The 20,156-nt window shown below is 64.8% G+C and carries 15 protein-coding genes; 12 read left to right on the plus strand and 3 right to left on the minus strand.

The annotated features are described in order from the left end of the window. Window positions 1-64: 64 nt before the first annotated feature. The 12 genes from BT115_RS14520 to BT115_RS14575 all read left to right on the plus strand — a co-directional run bounded on the left by BT115_RS14520 (window position 65) and on the right by BT115_RS14575 (window position 18,089). Window positions 65-334 (plus strand): hypothetical protein, encoded by a 270-nt coding sequence (locus BT115_RS14520; RefSeq protein WP_072323342.1) that lies wholly within the window; start codon window positions 65-67, stop codon window positions 332-334. Next, a complete protein-coding gene (locus tag BT115_RS14525) occupies window positions 334-597 on the plus strand; it encodes a hypothetical protein (protein WP_072323343.1) in 264 nt (87 codons plus the stop codon). Before BT115_RS14520 ends, BT115_RS14525 begins: the two co-directional genes overlap by 1 nt. A gap of 4 nt (window positions 598-601) precedes the next feature. Further along, entirely contained in the window at window positions 602-2,179 is a 1,578-nt protein-coding gene (locus tag BT115_RS14530; RefSeq protein WP_072323344.1) for a PepSY-associated TM helix domain-containing protein, read from the plus strand. A gap of 106 nt (window positions 2,180-2,285) precedes the next feature. Then, window positions 2,286-4,466, plus strand: a complete 2,181-nt coding sequence (bglX, locus tag BT115_RS14535; protein ID WP_072323345.1) for a beta-glucosidase BglX — start codon at window positions 2,286-2,288, stop codon at window positions 4,464-4,466. A gap of 278 nt (window positions 4,467-4,744) precedes the next feature. Further along, window positions 4,745-5,767, plus strand: coding sequence for a LacI family DNA-binding transcriptional regulator (locus tag BT115_RS14540; RefSeq protein ID WP_072323346.1), 1,023 nt, complete (start codon window positions 4,745-4,747; stop codon window positions 5,765-5,767). A gap of 231 nt (window positions 5,768-5,998) precedes the next feature. After that, window positions 5,999-9,034: a TonB-dependent receptor gene (locus BT115_RS14545; protein WP_072323347.1), complete on the plus strand. Its 3,036-nt coding sequence runs from the start codon at window positions 5,999-6,001 to the stop codon at window positions 9,032-9,034. Between the two features lie 106 nt (window positions 9,035-9,140). Beyond that, the gene (locus tag BT115_RS14550; protein ID WP_072323348.1) at window positions 9,141-10,661 is read left to right on the plus strand and encodes a tryptophan halogenase family protein; all 1,521 of its coding nucleotides are present in this window, start codon (window positions 9,141-9,143) and stop codon (window positions 10,659-10,661) included. A 188-nt stretch (window positions 10,662-10,849) separates the two neighbouring features. Then, a complete protein-coding gene (locus BT115_RS14555; RefSeq protein ID WP_072323349.1) occupies window positions 10,850-12,334 on the plus strand; it encodes a glucoamylase family protein in 1,485 nt (494 codons plus the stop codon). Window positions 12,335-12,357: 23 nt separating this feature from the next. Then, window positions 12,358-13,620, plus strand: a complete 1,263-nt coding sequence (locus BT115_RS14560; RefSeq protein WP_072323665.1) for a sugar ABC transporter substrate-binding protein — start codon at window positions 12,358-12,360, stop codon at window positions 13,618-13,620. Continuing rightward, entirely contained in the window at window positions 13,617-14,495 is an 879-nt protein-coding gene (locus BT115_RS14565; protein WP_072323350.1) for a carbohydrate ABC transporter permease, read from the plus strand. The genes BT115_RS14560 and BT115_RS14565 overlap by 4 nt, the downstream gene beginning before the upstream one ends. Next, complete coding sequence (locus BT115_RS14570) at window positions 14,492-15,313, plus strand: carbohydrate ABC transporter permease (protein WP_072323351.1); 822 nt, start codon at window positions 14,492-14,494, stop codon at window positions 15,311-15,313. The genes BT115_RS14565 and BT115_RS14570 overlap by 4 nt, the downstream gene beginning before the upstream one ends. Window positions 15,314-15,317: 4 nt before the next feature. Next, on the plus strand, window positions 15,318-18,089 hold the full coding sequence (locus BT115_RS14575) for a discoidin domain-containing protein (protein ID WP_072323352.1): 2,772 nt from the start codon (window positions 15,318-15,320) through the stop codon (window positions 18,087-18,089). 18 nt (window positions 18,090-18,107) lie between these two features. Here the strand turns inward: BT115_RS14575 and BT115_RS14580 are convergent, their stop codons facing one another. The 3 genes from BT115_RS14580 to BT115_RS14590 all read right to left on the minus strand — a co-directional run bounded on the left by BT115_RS14580 (window position 18,108) and on the right by BT115_RS14590 (window position 20,140). Further along, on the minus strand, window positions 18,108-18,464 hold the full coding sequence (locus BT115_RS14580) for a hypothetical protein (RefSeq protein ID WP_072323353.1): 357 nt from the start codon (window positions 18,462-18,464) through the stop codon (window positions 18,108-18,110). A gap of 93 nt (window positions 18,465-18,557) precedes the next feature. Further along, complete coding sequence (locus BT115_RS14585) at window positions 18,558-19,241, minus strand: HAD family hydrolase (RefSeq protein WP_072323354.1); 684 nt, start codon at window positions 19,239-19,241, stop codon at window positions 18,558-18,560. Window positions 19,242-19,306: 65 nt separating this feature from the next. After that, on the minus strand, window positions 19,307-20,140 hold the full coding sequence (locus BT115_RS14590; protein ID WP_072323355.1) for a pirin family protein: 834 nt from the start codon (window positions 20,138-20,140) through the stop codon (window positions 19,307-19,309). Window positions 20,141-20,156 lie beyond the last annotated feature (16 nt).

Consider the following 20,156-nt stretch of genomic DNA (forward strand, 5'->3'; position numbering starts at 1 on the left):
TGGCGAATTTGACCGCAGGGGTGCAGATGATAATAATTATCAATCAATCCCTACGGTCCCGCCCATGGATGTCCTCGGCTGCGTGGCGGCCTTCGCCGCTATCGCGTTCTTCTATCTCGCCTCTTCCCAGCAGCGTCTGCTGCGTCAGCCGTTAGGGCGTGGGGCGCGCTTGGCGGCCGCCGCGCTCGCCGTCGTCGCCGTCCTGGCCTGGGTGGCGAGCGCGACGTCGCTGCCGGGCTTCTTCGCGGCGCTGACCGCGCTGATGCTGGGCGCGGTCGCCCTGCCTTATCTGGTCTGGCTGGTCCGACCCGCCGCCGAGCGGAGTCGGCGCTGATGCTCGCCAAGACCCTTGCCGGCATCCTGCTCGGCCTCCCGCTATCCATGGCCTTGATTTCCCTGGCGATCTGGCTGTGGCCCGGATCGAGCGAGGCCGTGGTCATACCGATGCTGGTCGCGTTCTTCCCGCTCTGGACCGGCGTGATGGCTGCCACATTTCTCTTTACCAGCGGTGCCCGTGCGTGGGCGTGGCTGGCCGTGGCGAATCTCGGCGCGTTTGCCGCGCTCTACCTCGCCAAGCAGACGATGCCGGGGCTGTGAACCCATGAAGACGTCCACGCTCCGCACCTTCACCACCGTACACACCTGGACCGGTCTGCTCGCCGGCTTCGCCTTGTTCGTCGCCTTCTATGCCGGCGCGCTGACGATGTTTCACGAGGAGATCGACATCTGGGCCATGCCGCATGCGGAGGAAGCGCGGGCCGACAGCATGGATCGCGCGCATGCGCTGCTGGCCGACATCGTCGCGAAGCATCCCGCGGCACGCGAGCAGATCGGCGTGACCTTCCCCGCCGACCACCCATCCCATGAGGTGACGGCGTACTGGATGGACAAGGACGGCTGGAAGACGCAGACACTCGACAGCGGCGCGCCGCATGACGCCGAGGACCACGAACACGGTCTGGCCGACTTCGTCTACGAACTGCACTACGACCTCGGCATTCCCAAGGTCGGCATTTACTTGATGGGTGTCGTCAGCGTGATCTACGGCCTGGCCTTGGTGACCGGCCTGTTGATCCACCTGCCCCACCTGCTGCGCGATCTGTTCGCGCTTCGCCCCGGCCACAACCTGAAGCGGCTGTGGCAGGACGCGCACAACGTGATCGGCATCCTCAGCCTGCCCTTCCACATCATTTTCGCGGTGACCGGCGCGCTGCTGTGTCTCTCGCTGGTGACGTTGATGGCTTTCAACACGCTGACGTTCGGCGGCAAGCTCATGCCTGCGTACGACCGTGCGACCAGTGCAATGCCCGCCACGCAAGACAAAGGCGGTACGGCCACGATGCTGTCCCCGGCCGAGCTGGGTGCACGTGCGCGGCAGGCCGCGCTCGCGGCCGGTGCTGCCGACTTCTCGCCGGATTACATGCGTTACGTGCATTACGGGCGACAAGGCGCGACGGCGGAAGTCCGCGGAACGTCCACGAAGGCGCTGGGCGAATACGGTGCCGTGGCGCTCGATGCGATCGACGGGCGCGTGCTCAATCTTCAACTGGCGGGTGCGCGCGACGCGAACCACGCGACGCATTCGGCCATCTTCGGCCTGCACTTCGGCACCTTCGGCGGTCTCTCGCTGCGCTGGCTCTATTTCCTGCTCGGTCTTGCCGGCGCCTTCCTGTTCTATTCGGGCAACTTGCTCTACGTCGAAACCCGGCGCAAACGCCGGCATGCGGATCAGCCGCGAAAGGTGCGTGCGATGGCGATCGCCACCGTGGGTATCTGCCTCGGCACCTGCCTTGGCGTCTCGGTCGCGTTTCTCGCCAACCTGCTGGGACCGTTGGCGGGGGCGGAACCCAACGCCGTGGTGAAGCCGACGTTCTTCGCCGTGGTCGCCGCGGCCATCGGCTGGACGCTGTGGCGCCAACCGGCTCGCGCGGCCGTCGATCTGCTGTTCGCCACGGCCATCGCCAGCGCGGCCGTAGGCCTGCTTGACGTAGCGCTCCACAGCGACCGACTCCTGCGCAGCCTGGCCGAAGGACGCTATGCCGTGATCGGCACCGATCTCGTTGCGATCGCCATGGGTGTAGGCTTCGCCTGGCTCGGCGTGGCGACACGACGTCGTGGACGCGAAGGCGATCCCTGCAGCATCTGGGCCTGGCCCCGCGCTCCCGAACCCGCGCGCTGAGTCGTCACGACGGGCTCAAGTGGCCCGATTCTCTGCGTCTGCGCGCGTATTTGACCGAATGTAATCGTTTACGTAGCATGCGCGCAAATCGCCTGGAGCGCGTTGCATGAGCTCAAAAAAAGTGGACATCGACTCGTTGATTGCCAAGATGTCCCTTCCCCAGAAACTGGGGCAGTTGACGGTACTTGCCGACGCGCTCAGGCCGTTCGCCTTCGACGTGAATCCGGACACGTTCCCGTGGCCGCCGGATGTCGTGAGCGACATGATCCGTAAGGGGGAAATCGGCGCACTGTTCAACGGTGTCGGCGCTCGCGAGGGTTACGACCTGCAGCGCATGGCCGTCGAGGAAAGCCCTCACGGTATTCCACTGCTGCTGGGTGCCGACGTGATCCACGGCATGCGTACGATGTTCCCGATCCCGCTCGGCGAGGCCGCCAGCTTCGAACCGGCCCTGGCGGAACGCACCGCGCGCGCCGCGGCGGTGGAAGCAACGGCAGAAGGGCTGCATTGGACGTACGCGCCCATGGTCGACATCGCGCGCGATCAGCGCTGGGGTCGCGTTGCCGAAACGGCCGGTGAGGACACGCACCTGTGCAGCGTCTTCGCTGCCGCGCGCGTGCGCGGCTTCCAGGGCCCGCATCTGGACGCCGACGACTCGATGCTCGCCACGCCCAAGCATTTCGCGGCGTATGGCGCGGCCGCGGCCGGGCTCGACTACAGCGGCGCGGACATTTCCGAGCAGACGCTGCGTGAAGTGCACCTGCCGCCGTTCCGCGCCGCGATCGACGCAGGCGCGTTGTCGATCATGAGCGCCTTCAACGACGTCAACGGCGTGCCCGCCACGGCAAATCGCCATCTGTTGACCACCGTGCTGCGCGACGAGTGGGGCTTCGAAGGTTTCGTGGTGTCCGATTACACGTCGGATTTCGAGCTGATCGATCACGGCTTTGCGGAAGACGAAAAACACGCGGCGCAACTGAGCCTCAATGCCGGCCTCGACATGAGCATGCAGAGCGGCGTGTTCATGAAGCATCTTGCCGATTGCGTTGCCGATGGCAGCGTCTCCATGGCGACCATCGACGAAGCCGTTCGCCGCGTTCTGACGGTCAAGCAGCGCATGGGGCTTTTCGAGAATCCCTACCGCTCGCTGCGCGAAAGCGATCAGCCACCGCCGTGGATCGCGGAACACGATGAACTCGCCCGCGATGCCGCCCGGCGTTCGGTGGTCATGCTGCGTAACGATGGCGTGCTTCCCCTGTCGCGCGACACCTCCCGCATCGCGCTGATCGGCCCCTTTGCCGAGGACACCGAAAACCTCGACGGCTGCTGGAGCATCTTCAGCGACCGCTCGCGCAGCATCGATCTGGTGACGGGCCTGCGCGCCGCCATGGGTGACGGTAGCCGGCTCGACATCGTGCAGGGCTCGGGCATCGACACCGATCTGGACGGCGGCATCGATGCGGCGGTGGCTGCCGCCTCGTCAGCTGATGTGGTGCTGCTGGCGGTCGGCGAGCCGGCCAGCTATTCGGGCGAGGCGCAATCGCGCACGCAGATCGTGCTGCCGGATGCCCAGCGCCGCCTCATTGCCGCGGTACGTGCCACGGGCACGCCGGTGGTGCTGCTGCTGCGCACGGGTCGCGCACTGGCACTCGATGACGAGGCCTGCGCATCCAACGCCATCCTGCTCACCTGGTTCCTTGGCACGCAGACGGGCCACGCCATTGCCGACATCGTGTTCGGCGACTACAGCCCGTCCGGTCGCCTGCCGATCAGTTTTCCGCGCGACGCCGGGCAGCAGCCGTTCTATTACAACCACCTCGCCTCCGGGCGACCGTACCGCGCGGGCGGCCCCGAAGCGTTCCGCACGCGCTGGCGCGAAACCCCCAACGAAGCGCGCTTCCCATTCGGCCATGGCCTGGGCTACGCCCCGATCCGCTACAGCACGCCGCGGATCGACACGGCGTCCATGCCCTGGGACGGCCAGGTGGTGGTCGAGGTGGACATCACCAACGAGGGCAGCGTCGCGGGCGAGGAAGTGGTGCAGCTCTACATCCGCGATCGGGTCGGAAGCCGCGTGCGCCCGATCCGTGAACTGAAAGGCTTTCAGAAGATCCGCCTCGATGCGGGAGAGTCGGCCAGGGTTTCGTTCCGGATCGACCGGGCCATGCTGGCGTTCTGCCGCGCCGACGGCGCGTTCGACGCCGAGCCGGGCTGGTTCGACGCGTGGATCGCGCCGTCCTCGACTGCCGGAGAGCCGGTGGCCTTCGCCCTGATGCCAGCCGGTTGATCGCGTTAAACCTTCACGATTGATCTGAAGAGGCGGCCGAAAGGCCGCCTCTTTGTTATGAGCCATGCGGACTGCGACGAACGATCGTTTGCGCAGTGCAGCATGACACCGCAGAAGCTTGCGACGCTGCAACAGCGGCTTTTTCCCGCATTTTCAGGGCGCAAATAATGCGGCAGTGCAGCGACGAAAGGCCTTAAGCGACCCTTTACAGCGTTTGATGAAAACGTTTACGTTTCGCCACCAGGGCGCCCTAGACGATCCAGAGGCAAAGCACACGCATGGCCGTAACCATCAAAGATGTTGCCCGCATGGCCAATGTCTCGGTAGCGTCGGTATCGCGCGCCTTGAACGGCAATGGCGGTGTCACGCCGGAGACCCAGGCACGCATTCGCGAGGCTGCCGCACGGCTGCATTACGTGCCGCACAATGCCGCGCGTAGCCTCATCACCCGGCGTACGAACACGATCGGCGCCTTGCTGCCCGATCTGCATGGCGCCTTCTTCTCCGAATTGATCCGCGGCATCGATCTCGCCGCCCGTTCGCGTGGCCTGTACCTGCTGGTCTCCAGCTCGCACGGCGACGCCACCGAGGCGGCGGTCGCCCTGCGCGCGATGCAGGGTCGCGTGGACGGCCTGCTGGTGATGTCGCCGCACGCCGACGAGGCCTTCCTCGACGAGAACCTGCCGACCTCCCTGCCCACGGTGCTGATCAACAGCCACGTGCGCTCCGATCGCCACGCCTCGCTCGACGTCGACGACTTCGGTGGTGCTCACGCCATGACCGAGCATCTGATCGGACTGGGCCGTAAGCGCATCGTCTTCATCGCCGGTCCGGAAGTGAACCACGACGTGCAGGAGCGCATCCGCGGCTATCGCGAGGCGCTCAACGCTGCGGGCATGGGCGACCGTGCCGCCGTACTGCCGGGCGACTTCACCGAGGAATCGGGCTACCAAGCGGGCAAGCAGGCGCTGGCGATGGTGCCGCGACCGGATGCGATCTTCGCCGCCAACGACATGATGGCCATCGGCTGCCTTTCGGCCTTGTCCGAAGCGCAGGTGCGTACGCCGCAGGACATCGCTGTGGTCGGTTTCGACGACATTCCGATGGCGCGCTACGTCACGCCGTCGCTCACCACCGTACGCATCCGCATCGCCGAACTGGGCGAGGCCGCGCTGGAACGGCTGGTCCAGATGATTGAAACCCCCGAGGACGAAGCGCCGCGACCGCGCGCCGTCGTCGGTACCGAACTCGTCGTCCGCGCCTCGTGCGGCGGTAGCGACATGGCACGACGACGAGCCTGACGCTTCGTCGTAGGACACGGCTTGCCGGGCCGTGGATGGGAATCCCAGGACGGCGTCACTTCAGGACACCGCTAGAAACATCGGTCCGCACCTGCGGAACGGGCAGATACACGGGGACATAACGCTTCCAAGAGTGGCTCGACCACCCGCGAATCGACGGCAACGCCGATCACCGTGCATCACGCCCACGGGCCGGAACACACACAGAAGACATTTCGGGAGAGGGGAACAATGAAAGCCTCGATGCAGTTGAAGAAAAAGATGCTAGCCGGCGTCATCACCGCGACGGTTGCCGCCGGCGTGATGGCACCTACCGCGTACGCGCAGTCGGCCATCGCCACCTTGCGCGGCAAGGCCAAGCCCGGCGCCACCGTTACTGCGTTCAATTCGCAGACCGGCCTGAGCCGCAAGGCCGTTGCCGGCGCCGACGGTAGCTACGTGATCAACGGCCTGCCGCCGGCCACCTACCAGGTGGATGCCGGCCCGGGCACGCAGCAGAGCGTGACGCTCACCGTGGCCTCGACCGCCACGCTGAACCTCGCGGCCCCTGCAGCCGCCGCACCGGCCGATGCCAGCGCCGCCACCTCGATGGAAGGCGTGACGGTGAATGCCACCACGCTGACCGAAGTGCGCACGCCGGAAGTCGCGAAGACGATCTCGCTGCGCCAGATCCAGACGATTCCGCAGGTCTCGCGCAACTTCCTCGAATTCGCCGACACCGTGCCCGGCATGGTCTTCAGCGTCGACGCGCAGGGCCACACGTCGCTGCGCGGCGGTGCGCAGAACGACAGCTCGGTCAACGTCTTCATCGACGGCGTGGGCCAGAAGAGCTACGTGAAGGCAGGCGGTGTCTCGGGCCAGGTGAACAGCCAAGGCAACCCGTTCCCGCAGCTCGCCATCGGCGAGTACAAGGTCATCACCTCGAACTACAAGGCCGAGTACGACCAGGTGTCGTCCGCCGCGATCACGGCGGAAACCAAGTCGGGTACCAACGAGTTCCACGGCGAGACCTTCTACACCTACACCTCGGACAAGTACCGCAGCCGCACGCCTTCGGAAGAAGACGGCGACAAGACGCGTTCGTTCGAGAAGGAATACGGCTTTGCGCTCGGCGGTCCGATCATCAAGGACCAGATGCACTTCTTCGTGACCTTCGAGCAGAAGAAGTTCGACACGCCGATCACGGTCACCCCCGGTTCCGACGTGCCCGCCAGCGCGATCGGCCTGCTGCCCGCCGCTGCCCAGGCCGAGCTTGGCCCGGCGAACCTGCCGTTCGATGAAAAGTTGTACTTCGGCAAGATCGACTGGGAATTCTCCGACCGCGATCGCATCGAGATCAGCACACAGGTCCGCCGCGAGACCCAGGCCGACAACATCGGTGCGGGCCAGTCGCGTTCGCAGTCCATCACCACGGAAAACCACGACACCCGCGGCACCTTCCGTTGGCAGCACAGCGGTGACTGGTACTTCAACGAGTTCAAGGCCTCGTACGAGAACTCGTCGAACGATCCGCTGCCGCTCAACTACGGCAACGGCTATAACTACACGTGGCGTCCGCTCAACGACGCAACGATCATCGGCACCGGTGCGGCCTCGGCGCTGGCGACGCAGATCAAGGGCCAGGAAGGTCCGATGATCTCGGACGACTTCACCTTCAACGACCTCACCTGGCACGGCGATCACATCGTCAAGGTCGGCTACAAGTACAAGGACGTGACGCTGCACGCCCAGGATGCGCAGAACACCAATCCGCAGTTCTTCTACAACGTCACGCCGGACGGCGGCACGGAAGCGGTGCCTTATCGCGCGCAGTTCTCCAATCCGGTGCCGGGCCTGAATCCGATCGCGGAAACGAACAGCAAGCAGTACGGCGCGTACATTCAGGACGACTGGTCGTTGAACGACCACCTCACGCTGAACCTCGGCGTGCGCTGGGACAAGGAAAAGACCCCGTCGTATCTCGACTATGTGACGCCGCAGAACGTGATCGACGGCTTCAACTCGCTGGACGAGAACGCGCAGGCCCAGTTCCCCGGCCAGACCTATGCGCAGACGCTGGCAAAGGGCGGCATCAACTACCAGGACTACATCAGCAACGGCCACAACCGCCACGCGCAGAACCAGTGGGCCCCGCGCCTCGGTTTTTCGTATGACTTGTTCGCGGACGAAGAGCACGTGATCCATGGTGGTGCCGGTCGTTCCTACGACCGCAATCTGTATGACTACCTGCAGCTGGAGCAGACCAAGTCGGCCCTGCCTTACCAGGAAATCCTGTTCAACCTTCCCGATCGACCCTGCACGGTCGGTCCGAACACGAACTGCGTGAACTGGGATCCGGCTTACTTGAACGGCCTTCAGAATCTGCAGGGGCTCGTCGCTGGCACCAATAAGGGCCAGGAAGTCGACATGCTCAACAACAATCTGAAAGCGCCGTACTCGGACCAGTTCAGCATTGGTATGTCGAACAAGCTCGGCGACTGGAACACGGACGCGACCATTACCCGCGTGCTGTCGTATGACGGCTTTGCCTTCACGCTGGGCAATCGCTATCCGGACGGTTCGTTCTTCCAGAACGGTTCGCAGCCGTGGGGCAACGGCATCCCGGGCTTCGGCTCGATGATCGTCGGCAACAACGGCATCCGCACGCGCACCACGCAGGTGCTGCTGTCGGCCGACAAGCCGTACTCGCGTGAGTCGGGCTGGAGCGCCAACTTCGCGTACACCTATACCCGCGCGAAGCAGAACCGCGATATCGGTGAGCATTACTCATTCGACGAGCCGACCATCGGTGCCTACCCGTTCATCACCTCGAACGCTGCGTCCAAGCATCGTTTCGTGGCAACCGGCTCGCTCGACGGTCCGTGGGGCTTCACCTTCTCGGCAAAGCTGACGCTGGCGACGCCGCTGCCCTGGAACGGTGCGGTGGGCTATGGCAACGGCTACATCTTCCCGACCGGCGAGAGCGCGCGTCCGATGGCCTATACGCCGCCGGGTTCCAAGTTCCTCGTGGGCGGCAAGATCTGGGGTTATCGCGACATCGACCTACAGGCCACCAAGGATTTCCCGATCAACGACAACGATCAGACGAAGTTCTACATCCGCTTCGATATCCTGAACGTGTTCAACTGGAAGAACCTCGTGGACTACAACACGAACTTCGTGGTGAACGGCGCACCTAACACGAACAACCCGGTCGTCTTCAACAAGAAGGGCAACATCCAGTTCGTGCCGCGCACTGCGCGCTTCACGGCGGGCTTCAAGTTCTAAGCGTTCCACCGGCGTATCCGGCGACCTCGCCGGATACGCCGTCATTTTTAGCGCCCGTGCGTCTCCCCGCGGGCGCCTTTTCTCTTTGATCCATGCGTGAGTTGCCATGAGCTACGGCATCACCCCAATCGTCATCGTCGGTGGCGGAACCGCGGGCTGGATGGCGGCCGCGGCGCTGGCACGCGTGCTGGGCAAGCGGGCTACCGTTCGTCTGGTGGAATCCGAGGACATCGGAACCGTCGGCGTCGGCGAAGCCACCGTCCCGCACATCAAGGCATTCAACAACCTGTTGGGCATCAACGAAGCGGACTTCGTGATGCGCACGCAGGGCACCTTCAAGCTCGGCATTCAGTTCAACGACTGGACGCGGCCGGGCGACTCGTACGTCCATGGCTTCGGCACGATGGGCCACGATCTTGGCCTGACGCCGTTTCATCAGTTCTGGATCAAAGGGCGGCTGGCGGGTCTCGCTGCCGACCTGCACGATTATTCCGTCAACACCGTCGCGGCGACCCGGGGCAAGTTTTTGCCCGCGCCGACCGACGTGCCCGCCAGCAATCCACTGAGCGGCATGGCTTATGCCTATCATTTCGACGCCTCGCTCTACGCCCGCTACCTGCGCGAGTACAGCGAAGCGCGCGGCGTGCAGCGCACTGAAGGCAAGGTACGTAACGTCGAACTGCATCCCGAGTCCGGCCACGTCGCTGCCATCGTGATGGAAGACGGCGAGCGCATCGAAGGCGCGCTCTTCGTCGATTGCTCCGGCTTTCGTGGCCTACTCATCGAGGGCGCGTTGCAGTCCGGCTACGAGGACTGGAGCCAGTGGCTTCCCTGCGACCGCGCGCTTGCCGTGCCGTGCGCCAAAGTGGCCGAGCCGACGCCGTATACGCGCTCCACAGCGCGACCGGCGGGATGGCAATGGCGCATTCCGTTGCAGCACCGCACCGGCAACGGCTACGTGTATTGCAGCCGCTACATCAGCGACGACGAGGCCGCCGCGACGTTGCTCGCGAATCTCGACGGCCCGGCGCTGGGCGATCCGCGCCCGCTGCGTTTCGTGACGGGCATGCGCAAGAAGGCGTGGAACAAGAACGTCGTGGCGCTCGGTCTTGCCAGCGGGTTCATGGAACCGCTCGAATCGACGAGCATCCACATGATCCAGGCCGGCATTTCGAAGCTGCTGCAGCTTTTCCCCGCCGATGGCGTGATGGACCCGCTGCTCATCGACCGCTACAACGCGCAGACGCGCTTCGAGTCCGAACGCATTCGCGATTTTCTCGTGCTGCACTATCACGCCACGGAGCGCGCGGATTCGCCGTTCTGGGACTACTGCCGCACCATGGCGATTCCGGCATCGTTGCAGGAGAACATCGATCTGTTCCGCCAGAGCGGTCGCTTCTTCCGCAACGGCGACGAGATGTTCGGTGTGGTGAGCTGGGTGCAAGTGATGATCGGCCAGGGCATCCTGCCCGCGGGTTACGATCCGCTCGCCGATCAACTGCCCGACGAGGAACTGCCGAAGTTCCTCGCCAGCATTCGCGACGTCGTCTCACGCAACGTGGACCTGCTGCCGACCCACCAGCAGTTCATCGATCGCGAGTGCCGCGCGCCCACGGTGGCCGTGTGATTGCCACGGCGATTGAAAGGGCGCCGCGTGCGCCGTATGGTTCCGGTCAGGCCCTTCGGGGCCTTTCTCCGGTCACTTCACGTAAACGTTTACTGGCCTGTCAGGAGCGGCGGGCGTCCCTTTCCACAGGCACGGCGAACGCATCCCCATCGTTCCGCCCGCCTCCGCAAGCCCGAAGGATCCGCCTCATGCACGTCAATACGATCAAGCGTCTCTCGCTCGCCGTCGGTCTCCTGCTCGGTCTGGCGGCTCCCCTCGCCATGGCCCAGCAAGGTGCGGCGAAGGCGAAGCACGCACCGGCCGCCGCATCGCTGAAGGATCTGCATCCAGTACCGCCGATGATCGCCGACCTCGAGAAGCGTACGTTCCAGTGGTTCTGGGACAGCGCCAATCCCAGCAACGGGCTGATCCCGGATCATTATCCGACGCAGTCGTTCGCCTCCATTGCCTCCGTCGGCTTCGGCCTGACCGCTTACGGCGTCGGCGTGGAGCGCGGCTACATCACGCGCGACCAGGCGGTGGAACGTACGCTCGCCACGCTGCGCTTCTTCCACGATGCGCCGCAGAACGATTCCGAGGACGACGCGACCGGCTACCACGGTTTCTTCTACCACTTCCTCAACATGCAGACCGGCAAGCGCGAAGCGCGTTGGGTCGAGGTCTCCACCGTGGATACCACGCTGCTACTTGGCGGCGTGCTGTTCGCGCAGAGTTACTACGACCGCGACGATGCAAAGGAAAAGGAGATCCGCCAGCTCGCCGACGATATCTACCGTCGTGTGGAATGGACCTGGGCGCAGAACCATGCGCCGCTCATCAGCATGGGCTGGACGCCGGGCGGCAAGCAGATTCCGCACGACTGGCAGGGCTATAACGAGGGCATGCTCGTCTACATCCTCGCGCTCGGCTCGCCCACGCACCCGGTCGGTGACGACGCCTGGCAGGCCTGGACGAAGACCTACGACAAGACCTGGGGCGAGTTCCACGGCCAGACGTTCCTCAATTTCGCACCGCTGTTCGGCCATCAGTACAGCCATACGTGGGTGGACTTCCGCGGCATCCACGATGCCTGGAACAAGAAGTCGGGCATCGATTATTTCGAGAACAGCCGCCGCGCCGCATATTCCCAGCAGGCTTACGCCGTCGCCAATCCGGGTGGCTGGAAGGGTTACGGAAAGAACATGTGGGGCCTCACGGCCAGCAACGGCCCCGGTGGCCTGATCATCAAGCAGGGCGACAAGGAACGTACGTACGCCGGCTACACGGCTCGCGGTGCGGGGCTCGACTACATCTCCGACGACGGCACCATCGTGCCGACGGCGGCGGGCGGTTCCATTGCGTTCGCGCCGGAGATCGTCATTCCCGCGCTGGAAGAAATGAAGAAGAAGTACGGCCAGTACATCTACACGAAGTACGGCTTCGTCGATGCCTTCAACCTTACCTTCGACACCAAGACCGACCTGCGCACCGGCCGCCTGATTCCGGGCTTCGGCTGGGCGGATACCGTGCACCTGGGCATTGACCAAGGGCCGATCGTGTTGATGATCGAGAACTACCGCAGCGAGTTCGTCTGGAACGTGATGAAGAAGAATCCGTACATCCGCAAGGGGCTGGAGCGCGCCGGCTTCTCGGGCGGCTGGCTCGACGCCGACACGGCGGCCAACCTGTGGTGAAGTGCGTGACCCATCCGCTTCGGATGACACTGGCGCTGATCGTGGCGCTCGTCGGCGTAGCCGGTTGCGCGAAGCGCGAGGAGGGTACGCGTACCCTCCAGTTCTGGACCATCGGTCGCGAGGGCGAAGCGGTAGAGAAGCTGCTGCCGGCGTTCGAGCGCGAGCACCCCGGCCTGCACGTGGAAGTGCAGCAACTGCCCCTGACGGCCGCACATCAGAAGCTGCTCACGGCCTATGCCGGTAACTCGTCGCCGGACATCACCCAGCTGGGCAACACGTGGATACCGGAGATGGTGGCGCTCGACGCCTTGGAACCGCTCGATGCGCGTGTCGCCGCGTCGTCGGTGATCAAGCGCGACGACTATTTCCCGGCCATCTGGTCCACCAATGTGGTGGACGGCGCGCTGTATGGCGTGCCCTGGTACGTGGATACGCGCCTGCTGTTCTATCGCAAGGATCTGCTGGCAAAGGCCGGCTACGACCATCCGCCGCGCGACTGGCAGGAATGGAAAGCGATGATGGCGAAGCTCGCGCAGCCGCAGGGCAAGGCGTACGGCGTGCTGCTGCCGACCAACGAGTTCGAGCAATTGCTGTCGCTGGCGTTGCAGCAGGACGATCCACTGCTGCGTGATGGCGGGCGCTACGGCAACTTCCGCAGTCCCGGCTTCAAGAAGGCACTCGCGTTCTACGTATCCCTGTTCAAGGACCAGCAGGCGCCGATGATGACCAACGTCGGCATCGGCAATCCCTGGGCCGCGTTCGGACAGGGCTTCTATGCGTTCTATCTGTCCGGTCCGTGGAACATCGGCGAGTTCCGCAAGCGTCTGCCTCCGGAACAGCAGGCGGACTGGGGCACGACGCCGTTGCCCGGCCCGAACGGTCCCGGCGCGTCGAATGCCGGCGGTTCTAGCCTTGTGATCTATCGCAGCTCCAAGCACAAGGACGACGCCTGGGCACTGATCGAATACCTTTCGCGTCCCGATATCCAAGCACGTTTCTACGAGATCCTGGGCGACATGCCGCCGCGCCGCTCGTCGTGGGAAGCACCCGCCCTGAAGAATGACGACAAGGCCACGGCGTTCCGCGAGCAACTGGAGCGCGTGAGACCCACGCCACCGGTGGCGGAGTGGGAACGCATCGTCACCGAGATGCAACTGGTCGCGGCGCAAGCCGCGCATGGCGATCTCACCATCGACCAGGCCGCCGCCGAAATCGATCGGCGCGCGGATCGTCTTCTGGAAAAACGCCGCTGGATGCTCGACCACGGCCACAAGGGTTCCCCATGACCACATCGCGCGCCGCCTGGCTGTTCATCACGCCTGCCATGATCATTCTTGGCTTGTTCTTTCTGTTGCCGGTCGTGGCGGCGCTGGTGCTTTCGGTCACCGACTATGACCTCTACGCGCTGGCGGACATCCGCAACCTGCGTTTCGTCGCGTTGGAGAATTATTGGTCGTTGCTGCAGCGGCCGCTGTTCTGGTCGGCGCTCGGGCACACGGTGTATTTCGTGGTGGTGGGTGTGCCGCTGTCGCTGATCACGTCGTTGGGCGCCGCGATGCTGCTCAACTCGCCGCTGGCCCGCTTCAAGCCGTTCTTCCGTACCGCACTGTTCGCGCCCGTCGTGACCACGGTGGTCGCGGTCGCGGTGATCTGGCGCTATCTGTTCAACACGAAATACGGCCTCATCAACTACGCCTTCGACGCCATCGGTATCCCGACGGTGGACTGGCTGGGCGATCCGCACTGGGCGATGCCGACGATCATTCTCTTCGCTGTGTGGAAGAACTTCGGCTACAACATGATCATCTTCATGGCTGGCCTGCAGGCCATTCCGGGAGATCTATACGAAGCCGCGCGCATCGACGGTGCATCCGCGATTGCGCAGTTCCGTCACATCACGCTGCCGATGCTGAAGCCGACGATGGTGATGGTGAGCATCCTCACGGTCTCGGGGTATTTCCAATTGTTCGCCGAGCCCTATGTGATGACCGAAGGCGGTCCGCTACAAAGCACGACGTCGGTGCTGTATCTGATGTACGAAGAAGGCTTCAAGTGGTGGAACCTCGGCTCGGCGTCGGCCGTGGCGTTCATCCTCTTCGTGATCATGTTCGCCGTGACCGCGACCATGCTTCGACTCTCGAAGCAGGGAGCGCCCGCATGAGCCCGCGCATCGCCAAGGCACTCATCAACGGCCTTCTCATCGGTGGCGCGGCCATTGCGATCGCGCCGCTCCTGTACATGGTCTCGGTGTCGTTCATGCCGCAGGGCCAGGCGAGCGCGTTGCCGCCACCCGTATTGCCGACGCATCCCACGCTCGACAACTACCGCCAGTTGTTCATGAATGCGGGCATGGGCCGCTATCTGTTCAACAGCCTGCTCATCTCCACTGCGATCACGCTCATCTCGCTCGCCTTCAACCTCATGGCCGGCTACGCGTTCGCGAAGCTGGAGTTCAAGGGGCGCCAGCGCCTCTTTCAGGTACTGCTGGGCGCGCTGGTGATACCGGCGCAGGTTGCCATGCTGCCGCTGTTCCTGCTGCTGAAATACATGGGCCTGGTGAACACGTACGGCGCAGTGATCGTGCCGGCGCTTGCGACGATCTTCGGCATCTTCCTCGTGCGGCAATACGCCAGCGGGATTCCCGACGATCTGATGGAAGCGGCACGCATCGACGGCGCTGGCGAATTCCGCATCTTCGCCACCATCGTGATGCCGCTGCTGAAACCGATCATGGTCACGCTGGCGATCTTTACCTTCCTCGCCGCGTGGAACGACTTCATGTGGCCGCTGATCGCATTGACGGGCCAGGAGCATTACACGCTGCCGATCGCTCTGGCGTCGCTCGCGCGCGAGCACGTGCAGGACAGCGAGCTGATGATGGCCGGCTCGGTGGTAACGATTCTTCCCGTGCTGGTGTTGTTCCTCGCCTTGCAGCGCTACTACCTCGAAGGCCTGCTGCTCGGCAGCGTGAAGGGTTGAACCCATGAATCGATTTCCCGTCGCGCGCTTGCGCGCTGCCTGCCTCGTGCTGCTCGGCATCGCCGGCCCCGCTTGCGCTACCGTGCTCGACACCTTCGACGCCTCCGAAGGCTGGCAGGCCACGCACACCGACGACGTGGTGGCCACGCTGCACATGGCGCCCGGCACCTCGGGTCAGGCCGTCTGCCTCCGCTACGACTTCAACGGCGTGTCCGGCGCGGCGGCCCTGCGTCGTACGCTGCCCATCGATTTTCCCGACGGCTTCGCGCTCAGCTTCGACGTGCGTGGCCACATGCCGCCGAATACGTTGCAGGTGAAATTGATCGACGACACGGGCGACAACGTGTGGTGGTACCAGCAGCCGTCGTTCGTACCGACCGACGCGTGGCGCACGATCGAAGCCACCAGCCGGCAAGTGGAATTCGCCTGGGGACCGACGCACGACCGCCACTTGCGCCATACGCGCGAGGTGGAGTTCGTGATCTACAAGGAAGCGCCGGCCGGTCGCTCCGCCGTCACGACGGCCGACCAGCCGATGCCCGCGAACCAGGGCGACGTGTGCTTCGACAATCTGCGTCTTGTGTCCCGCAAACCCGAGGCAGTGCCTACGCCACCGCCGACACCCAATGCCGTGTTCGAGACCCGAGCGAAACAAGTGCGACGCGGACTCTATCCGCGGGGTTTCTCAGGTGAGCAATCCTATTGGACGATTGTCGGCGTCGATGGCGGCAGCCGCGACTCCGCGCTCATCTCAGAGGACGGCGCCGTGGAGGTGTCGCGCGGCCAGTTCTCGATCGAGCCGTTCCTCATCGATCGCGGCAAACTGGTGACCTGGGCCGACGTCCGCACGACGCAGACCCTGCGCGAGCGTTACCTGCCGATACCTTCCGTGCAGTGGCGCACCGACGGGATCTCGCTGACATCGACTGCGTTCGCCGAAGGCTATCCGGGCAAGTCGCGTCTCGTAATCCGCTACCGCGTCGATAACGATAGCGATGCATCCCGCGACGTCACGCTTGCACTCGCGGCGCGTCCGTTCCAGGTGAATCCGCCCACGCAGTTCCTCAACGCGCCCGGGGGAACAAGCCGTATCGACGATCTTGCCTGGGACGGCAAGGCGCTGACGGTCAATGGCGCGCGGCAGATCATTCCCTTGCAACGCACCAGTGCCTTCGTCGCAAGCGCTGACCGTCCGACCGCCTTGGCCGAGCGACTGGATGCAGGCGAGCGTCCAACCGCGACGACGCTGCACGATGGCGCAGGCTACGCGCAGGGCGCGTTGCTTTACGACCTCCACGTACCGGCGCACGGGCACGTAGAGCTGGGGGTCGTGGTGCCCGTGGAGCGGACCGACGAGATCGCGATGCCGCCCAAGGCGGCCGCATGGCTTTCCGCGCACGAGGACGCCGTAGCCGCGGTCTGGCGCGACAAGCTCGATCGCGTGACGGTGCGCGTGCCCACCGTGGCGCAGCCCATCGTGGACACGATGAAGAGCGGCATCGCGCACATCCTCATCTCGCGTGACGGTCCGGCCTTGCAGCCAGGTACTCGCTCGTATTCGCGCACCTGGGTGCGCGACGGCGCGATGATGCTCGAGGGCTTGCTGCGTACCGGACACGAAGACGTCGCGGGCGACTTCATCCGCTGGTACGCGCCGCACCAGTTCTCCAACGGCAAGGTACCGTGCTGCGTGGATGCGCGCGGCTCCGATCCCGTGCCCGAAAACGACAGCCAAGGCGACCTCGTCTTCAGCGTGGCAGAGCTTTGGCGTTATACGCACGACCGCGCCACGCTCGCGTCGCTCTATCCACACGTGCGCAAGGCCGTGGCGTATATGGACACGTTGCGCGCAAGCGAGCGCCAGCCTTCGCGCTTGAGTGGACCGGATAGCGCGCTCTATGGCCTGATGCCGGCATCGATCAGCCACGAAGGCTATTCCGCGAAGCCGATGCATTCGTACTGGGACGATTTCTGGGCGCTCAAGGGCTACGACGATGCCGTGCTGCTCGCGCAAGCGCTCGAAGAGACCGACGACGCCACACGCTTCGCCGCATCGCGCGACACGTTCCGGCACGATCTGCACGCGTCCATCACCGCCGCGGTGAAGAACAAGGGCATCGATTTCATTCCGGGCTCGGCCGAGCTCGGCGACTTCGATGCCACGTCCACCACGATCGCATTGTCGCCGGGCGGCGAGCAGGCACGGCTGCCCAAGGCGCTGCTCGACCGCACGTTCGAGACGTATTGGAAAGGTTTCGTCGCACGCCGCGATGGCAAGACGGCGTGGAAGGACTACACGCCCTACGAGGTGCGGACCATCGCGAGCTTCATCCGCCTGGGCTGGCGCGACCGCCTCGGTCAGCTCGTGGAGTTCTTCTTCGCGGACCGGCGACCCGCCGCCTGGAACCAGTGGGCAGAAGTGGTGGGACGCGATCCTCGCGAGCCGCGTTTCGTCGGCGACATGCCGCACGCCTGGATCGCCTCCGACTACGTGCGTTCGGCGCTCGACATGTTTGCCTACGATCGCGCGGCGGATGGCGCCATGGTGCTGGCCGCTGGCGTGCAGCCCGAGTGGCTGGACGGCGACGGTATCGCGATTCGCGATCTGCGCACGCCGTACGGTCGCCTGGGTTACACGTTGAAGGCCCGAAACGGCGTGGCCACCCTCACCATCACCCAGCCGGTGTCGCCGCCGGGTGGACTCGTCCTGTCGCTACCCTCGGGCGAGATCAAGCTGGCGAAGGACCGTACCCAGATCAACGCACCGGTTAAGTAGGCGCGCGCGTCGCGATCGTCAGTGCGTCGCGACGCGTGTACGCAGCAGGGCGTCCACCGCCTGCTGCCATTCGGCCGAGCCGGGCGCCGCTTGCGGCGCCTCCTCGCCGAGCTTCCGATTCACGGCCTGATTCCACTCATCGGTACCCGGACGCGGGCCGTGCCCGTCGTCGCTGACCGCCAGCGTCTTGTCCACCCAGGCGAACCATTCGGGCGAACCGAGGGTGGGATTGGCGGGCGCCGTCTTGCCGGGCGCGGGGGAGGCTGCCGTCGAGGCGGCCGCGGGTTCGCTGGGCGGGGCGGACGGCTCAGAGTGAGTGCAGGCCGCGATGATGAAGGCCGTGGTCAGCGGGACAACAGTGAGCAGAAAGCGCATGGCAAGTGAAATCCTGGCGAAGCTTAGGGCACCGATCCTACGGACCCCGACCCGTCCGGCAGCTAAACGCCGACGGGAACTTGTTGAATCCGTTCAGCTTCGCGCCGCGACTTCGTCGATATGGCGGAGCAGGTCGGCCGGGTCCTCGAACACGCGATAGGCGCCCGCGCGTTCCAGCTCGTTTTCCCCATAGCCGCCTGACAGCAGGCCGATCCCGAGCGCACGGGCCCGCTGGGCAGCGAGCATGTCCCAGATCGCGTCGCCGATGACCATGGCATCGCGGATATCCGTGCCCAGCCGCTCCGCGGCGGTCACGAACAGGTCGGGATCGGGCTTGGCATGGCGTACCTGGTCGCGGGTGACCACGGGCACCTTGTTCGGGTCCACGCCGAGCGCGGCGATATTGTGCGACGCCGTTTCCATCCGCCCCGACGTGGCGATGGCCCAGGGAATCCGGGCATCGGTCAGCCAGGCGAGCAGTTCGACCGCACCGGGCAAGGGCTTCACCGCACCGGCCTGGGCCAGTCGACCGTAGGCCGCGGCGTGGTTCTGGCGCAGGCGATCGATCCGGTCCGGCGTGATCTCGGTCCCCGTCTCGCGCAGCAGGATGTCCGTAAACAACCCGCCGCTCATGCCGATCTTGCGATGGATGCGCCAGACGGAGAGGTCGATGCCCTCCATGTCGAGCGATTCTTTCCAGGCAAGGACGTGCTGATAGACGCTGTCGACGAGCGTGCCGTCGAGATCGAAGAGAAACGCATGCTTTTGTCGGGACATCCGTGGAGCCTACGGCGAGCGGGGAGGCACTGACAAGGCGCACCGCTCGCCTCAGCGTTCGAACGTCAGAACTTGCCGGCGCGGAAGTCGGCGATGGCTTCGTGGATCTGCGCGGGCGTGTTCATCACGAACGGGCCGTAGCGCGCCACCGGTTCGGACAACGGCCGACCTGCGACGACGAGGACACGGGCAGGCGTGTCTGCCGAAAGGCGCAGTGTCTCGCCTTTCGACAGCACGCCCAGTTCGCTGCGCGCCAGCGTTTCTCCGCCGACCGTAGCCGCTTCGCCGTCGAACACGTAGGCGAACGCGCTGTGGCCTTCCGGCAGGTCGAGTTCGACGCTGGCGCCCGCGTCCAAGGACACATCGAGATACACCGGCGCGGTGCTGATGCCGGCGACGGGGCCGGTTGCCCCGGCCAGCTCACCGGCGATGACACGCACCATGACGCCCTCGGCAGGCTGCACGACCGGGATGTCCGTCGGCGGAATGTCCTGGTAGCGCGGCGCGACCATCTTGTCGGCGGCGGGCAGGTTCACCCACAACTGGAAGCCCCACATGAGGCCGGCTTCCTGCTGCGGCATTTCCGAATGGAGAATGCCGCGGCCAGCGGTCATCCATTGCACGCTGCCTGGGCCCAGGTCGCCGCGATTGCCGTGGTTGTCGCCATGCTGCATGCGACCGGCGAGCATGTAGGTCACGGTCTCGAAGCCGCGATGCGGATGCTCGGGAAACCCTTCGATGTAATCGCCGGGCTGGTCGGAACGGAATTCATCCAACAGGAGGAACGGGTCCAGCATGTCCAATGCCGGCTGGCCGATGACGCGCTTGAGCTTCACCCCGGCGCCGTCGGCGGTGTCCATGCCGCGAACGCGGCGGGTGATGTGGCGTTGAGTGGTCATGGTGGGCTCCTTTGAT

Source organism: Luteibacter sp. UNCMF366Tsu5.1, assembly GCF_900119235.1.
GTDB lineage: Bacteria > Pseudomonadota > Gammaproteobacteria > Xanthomonadales > Rhodanobacteraceae > Luteibacter > Luteibacter flocculans.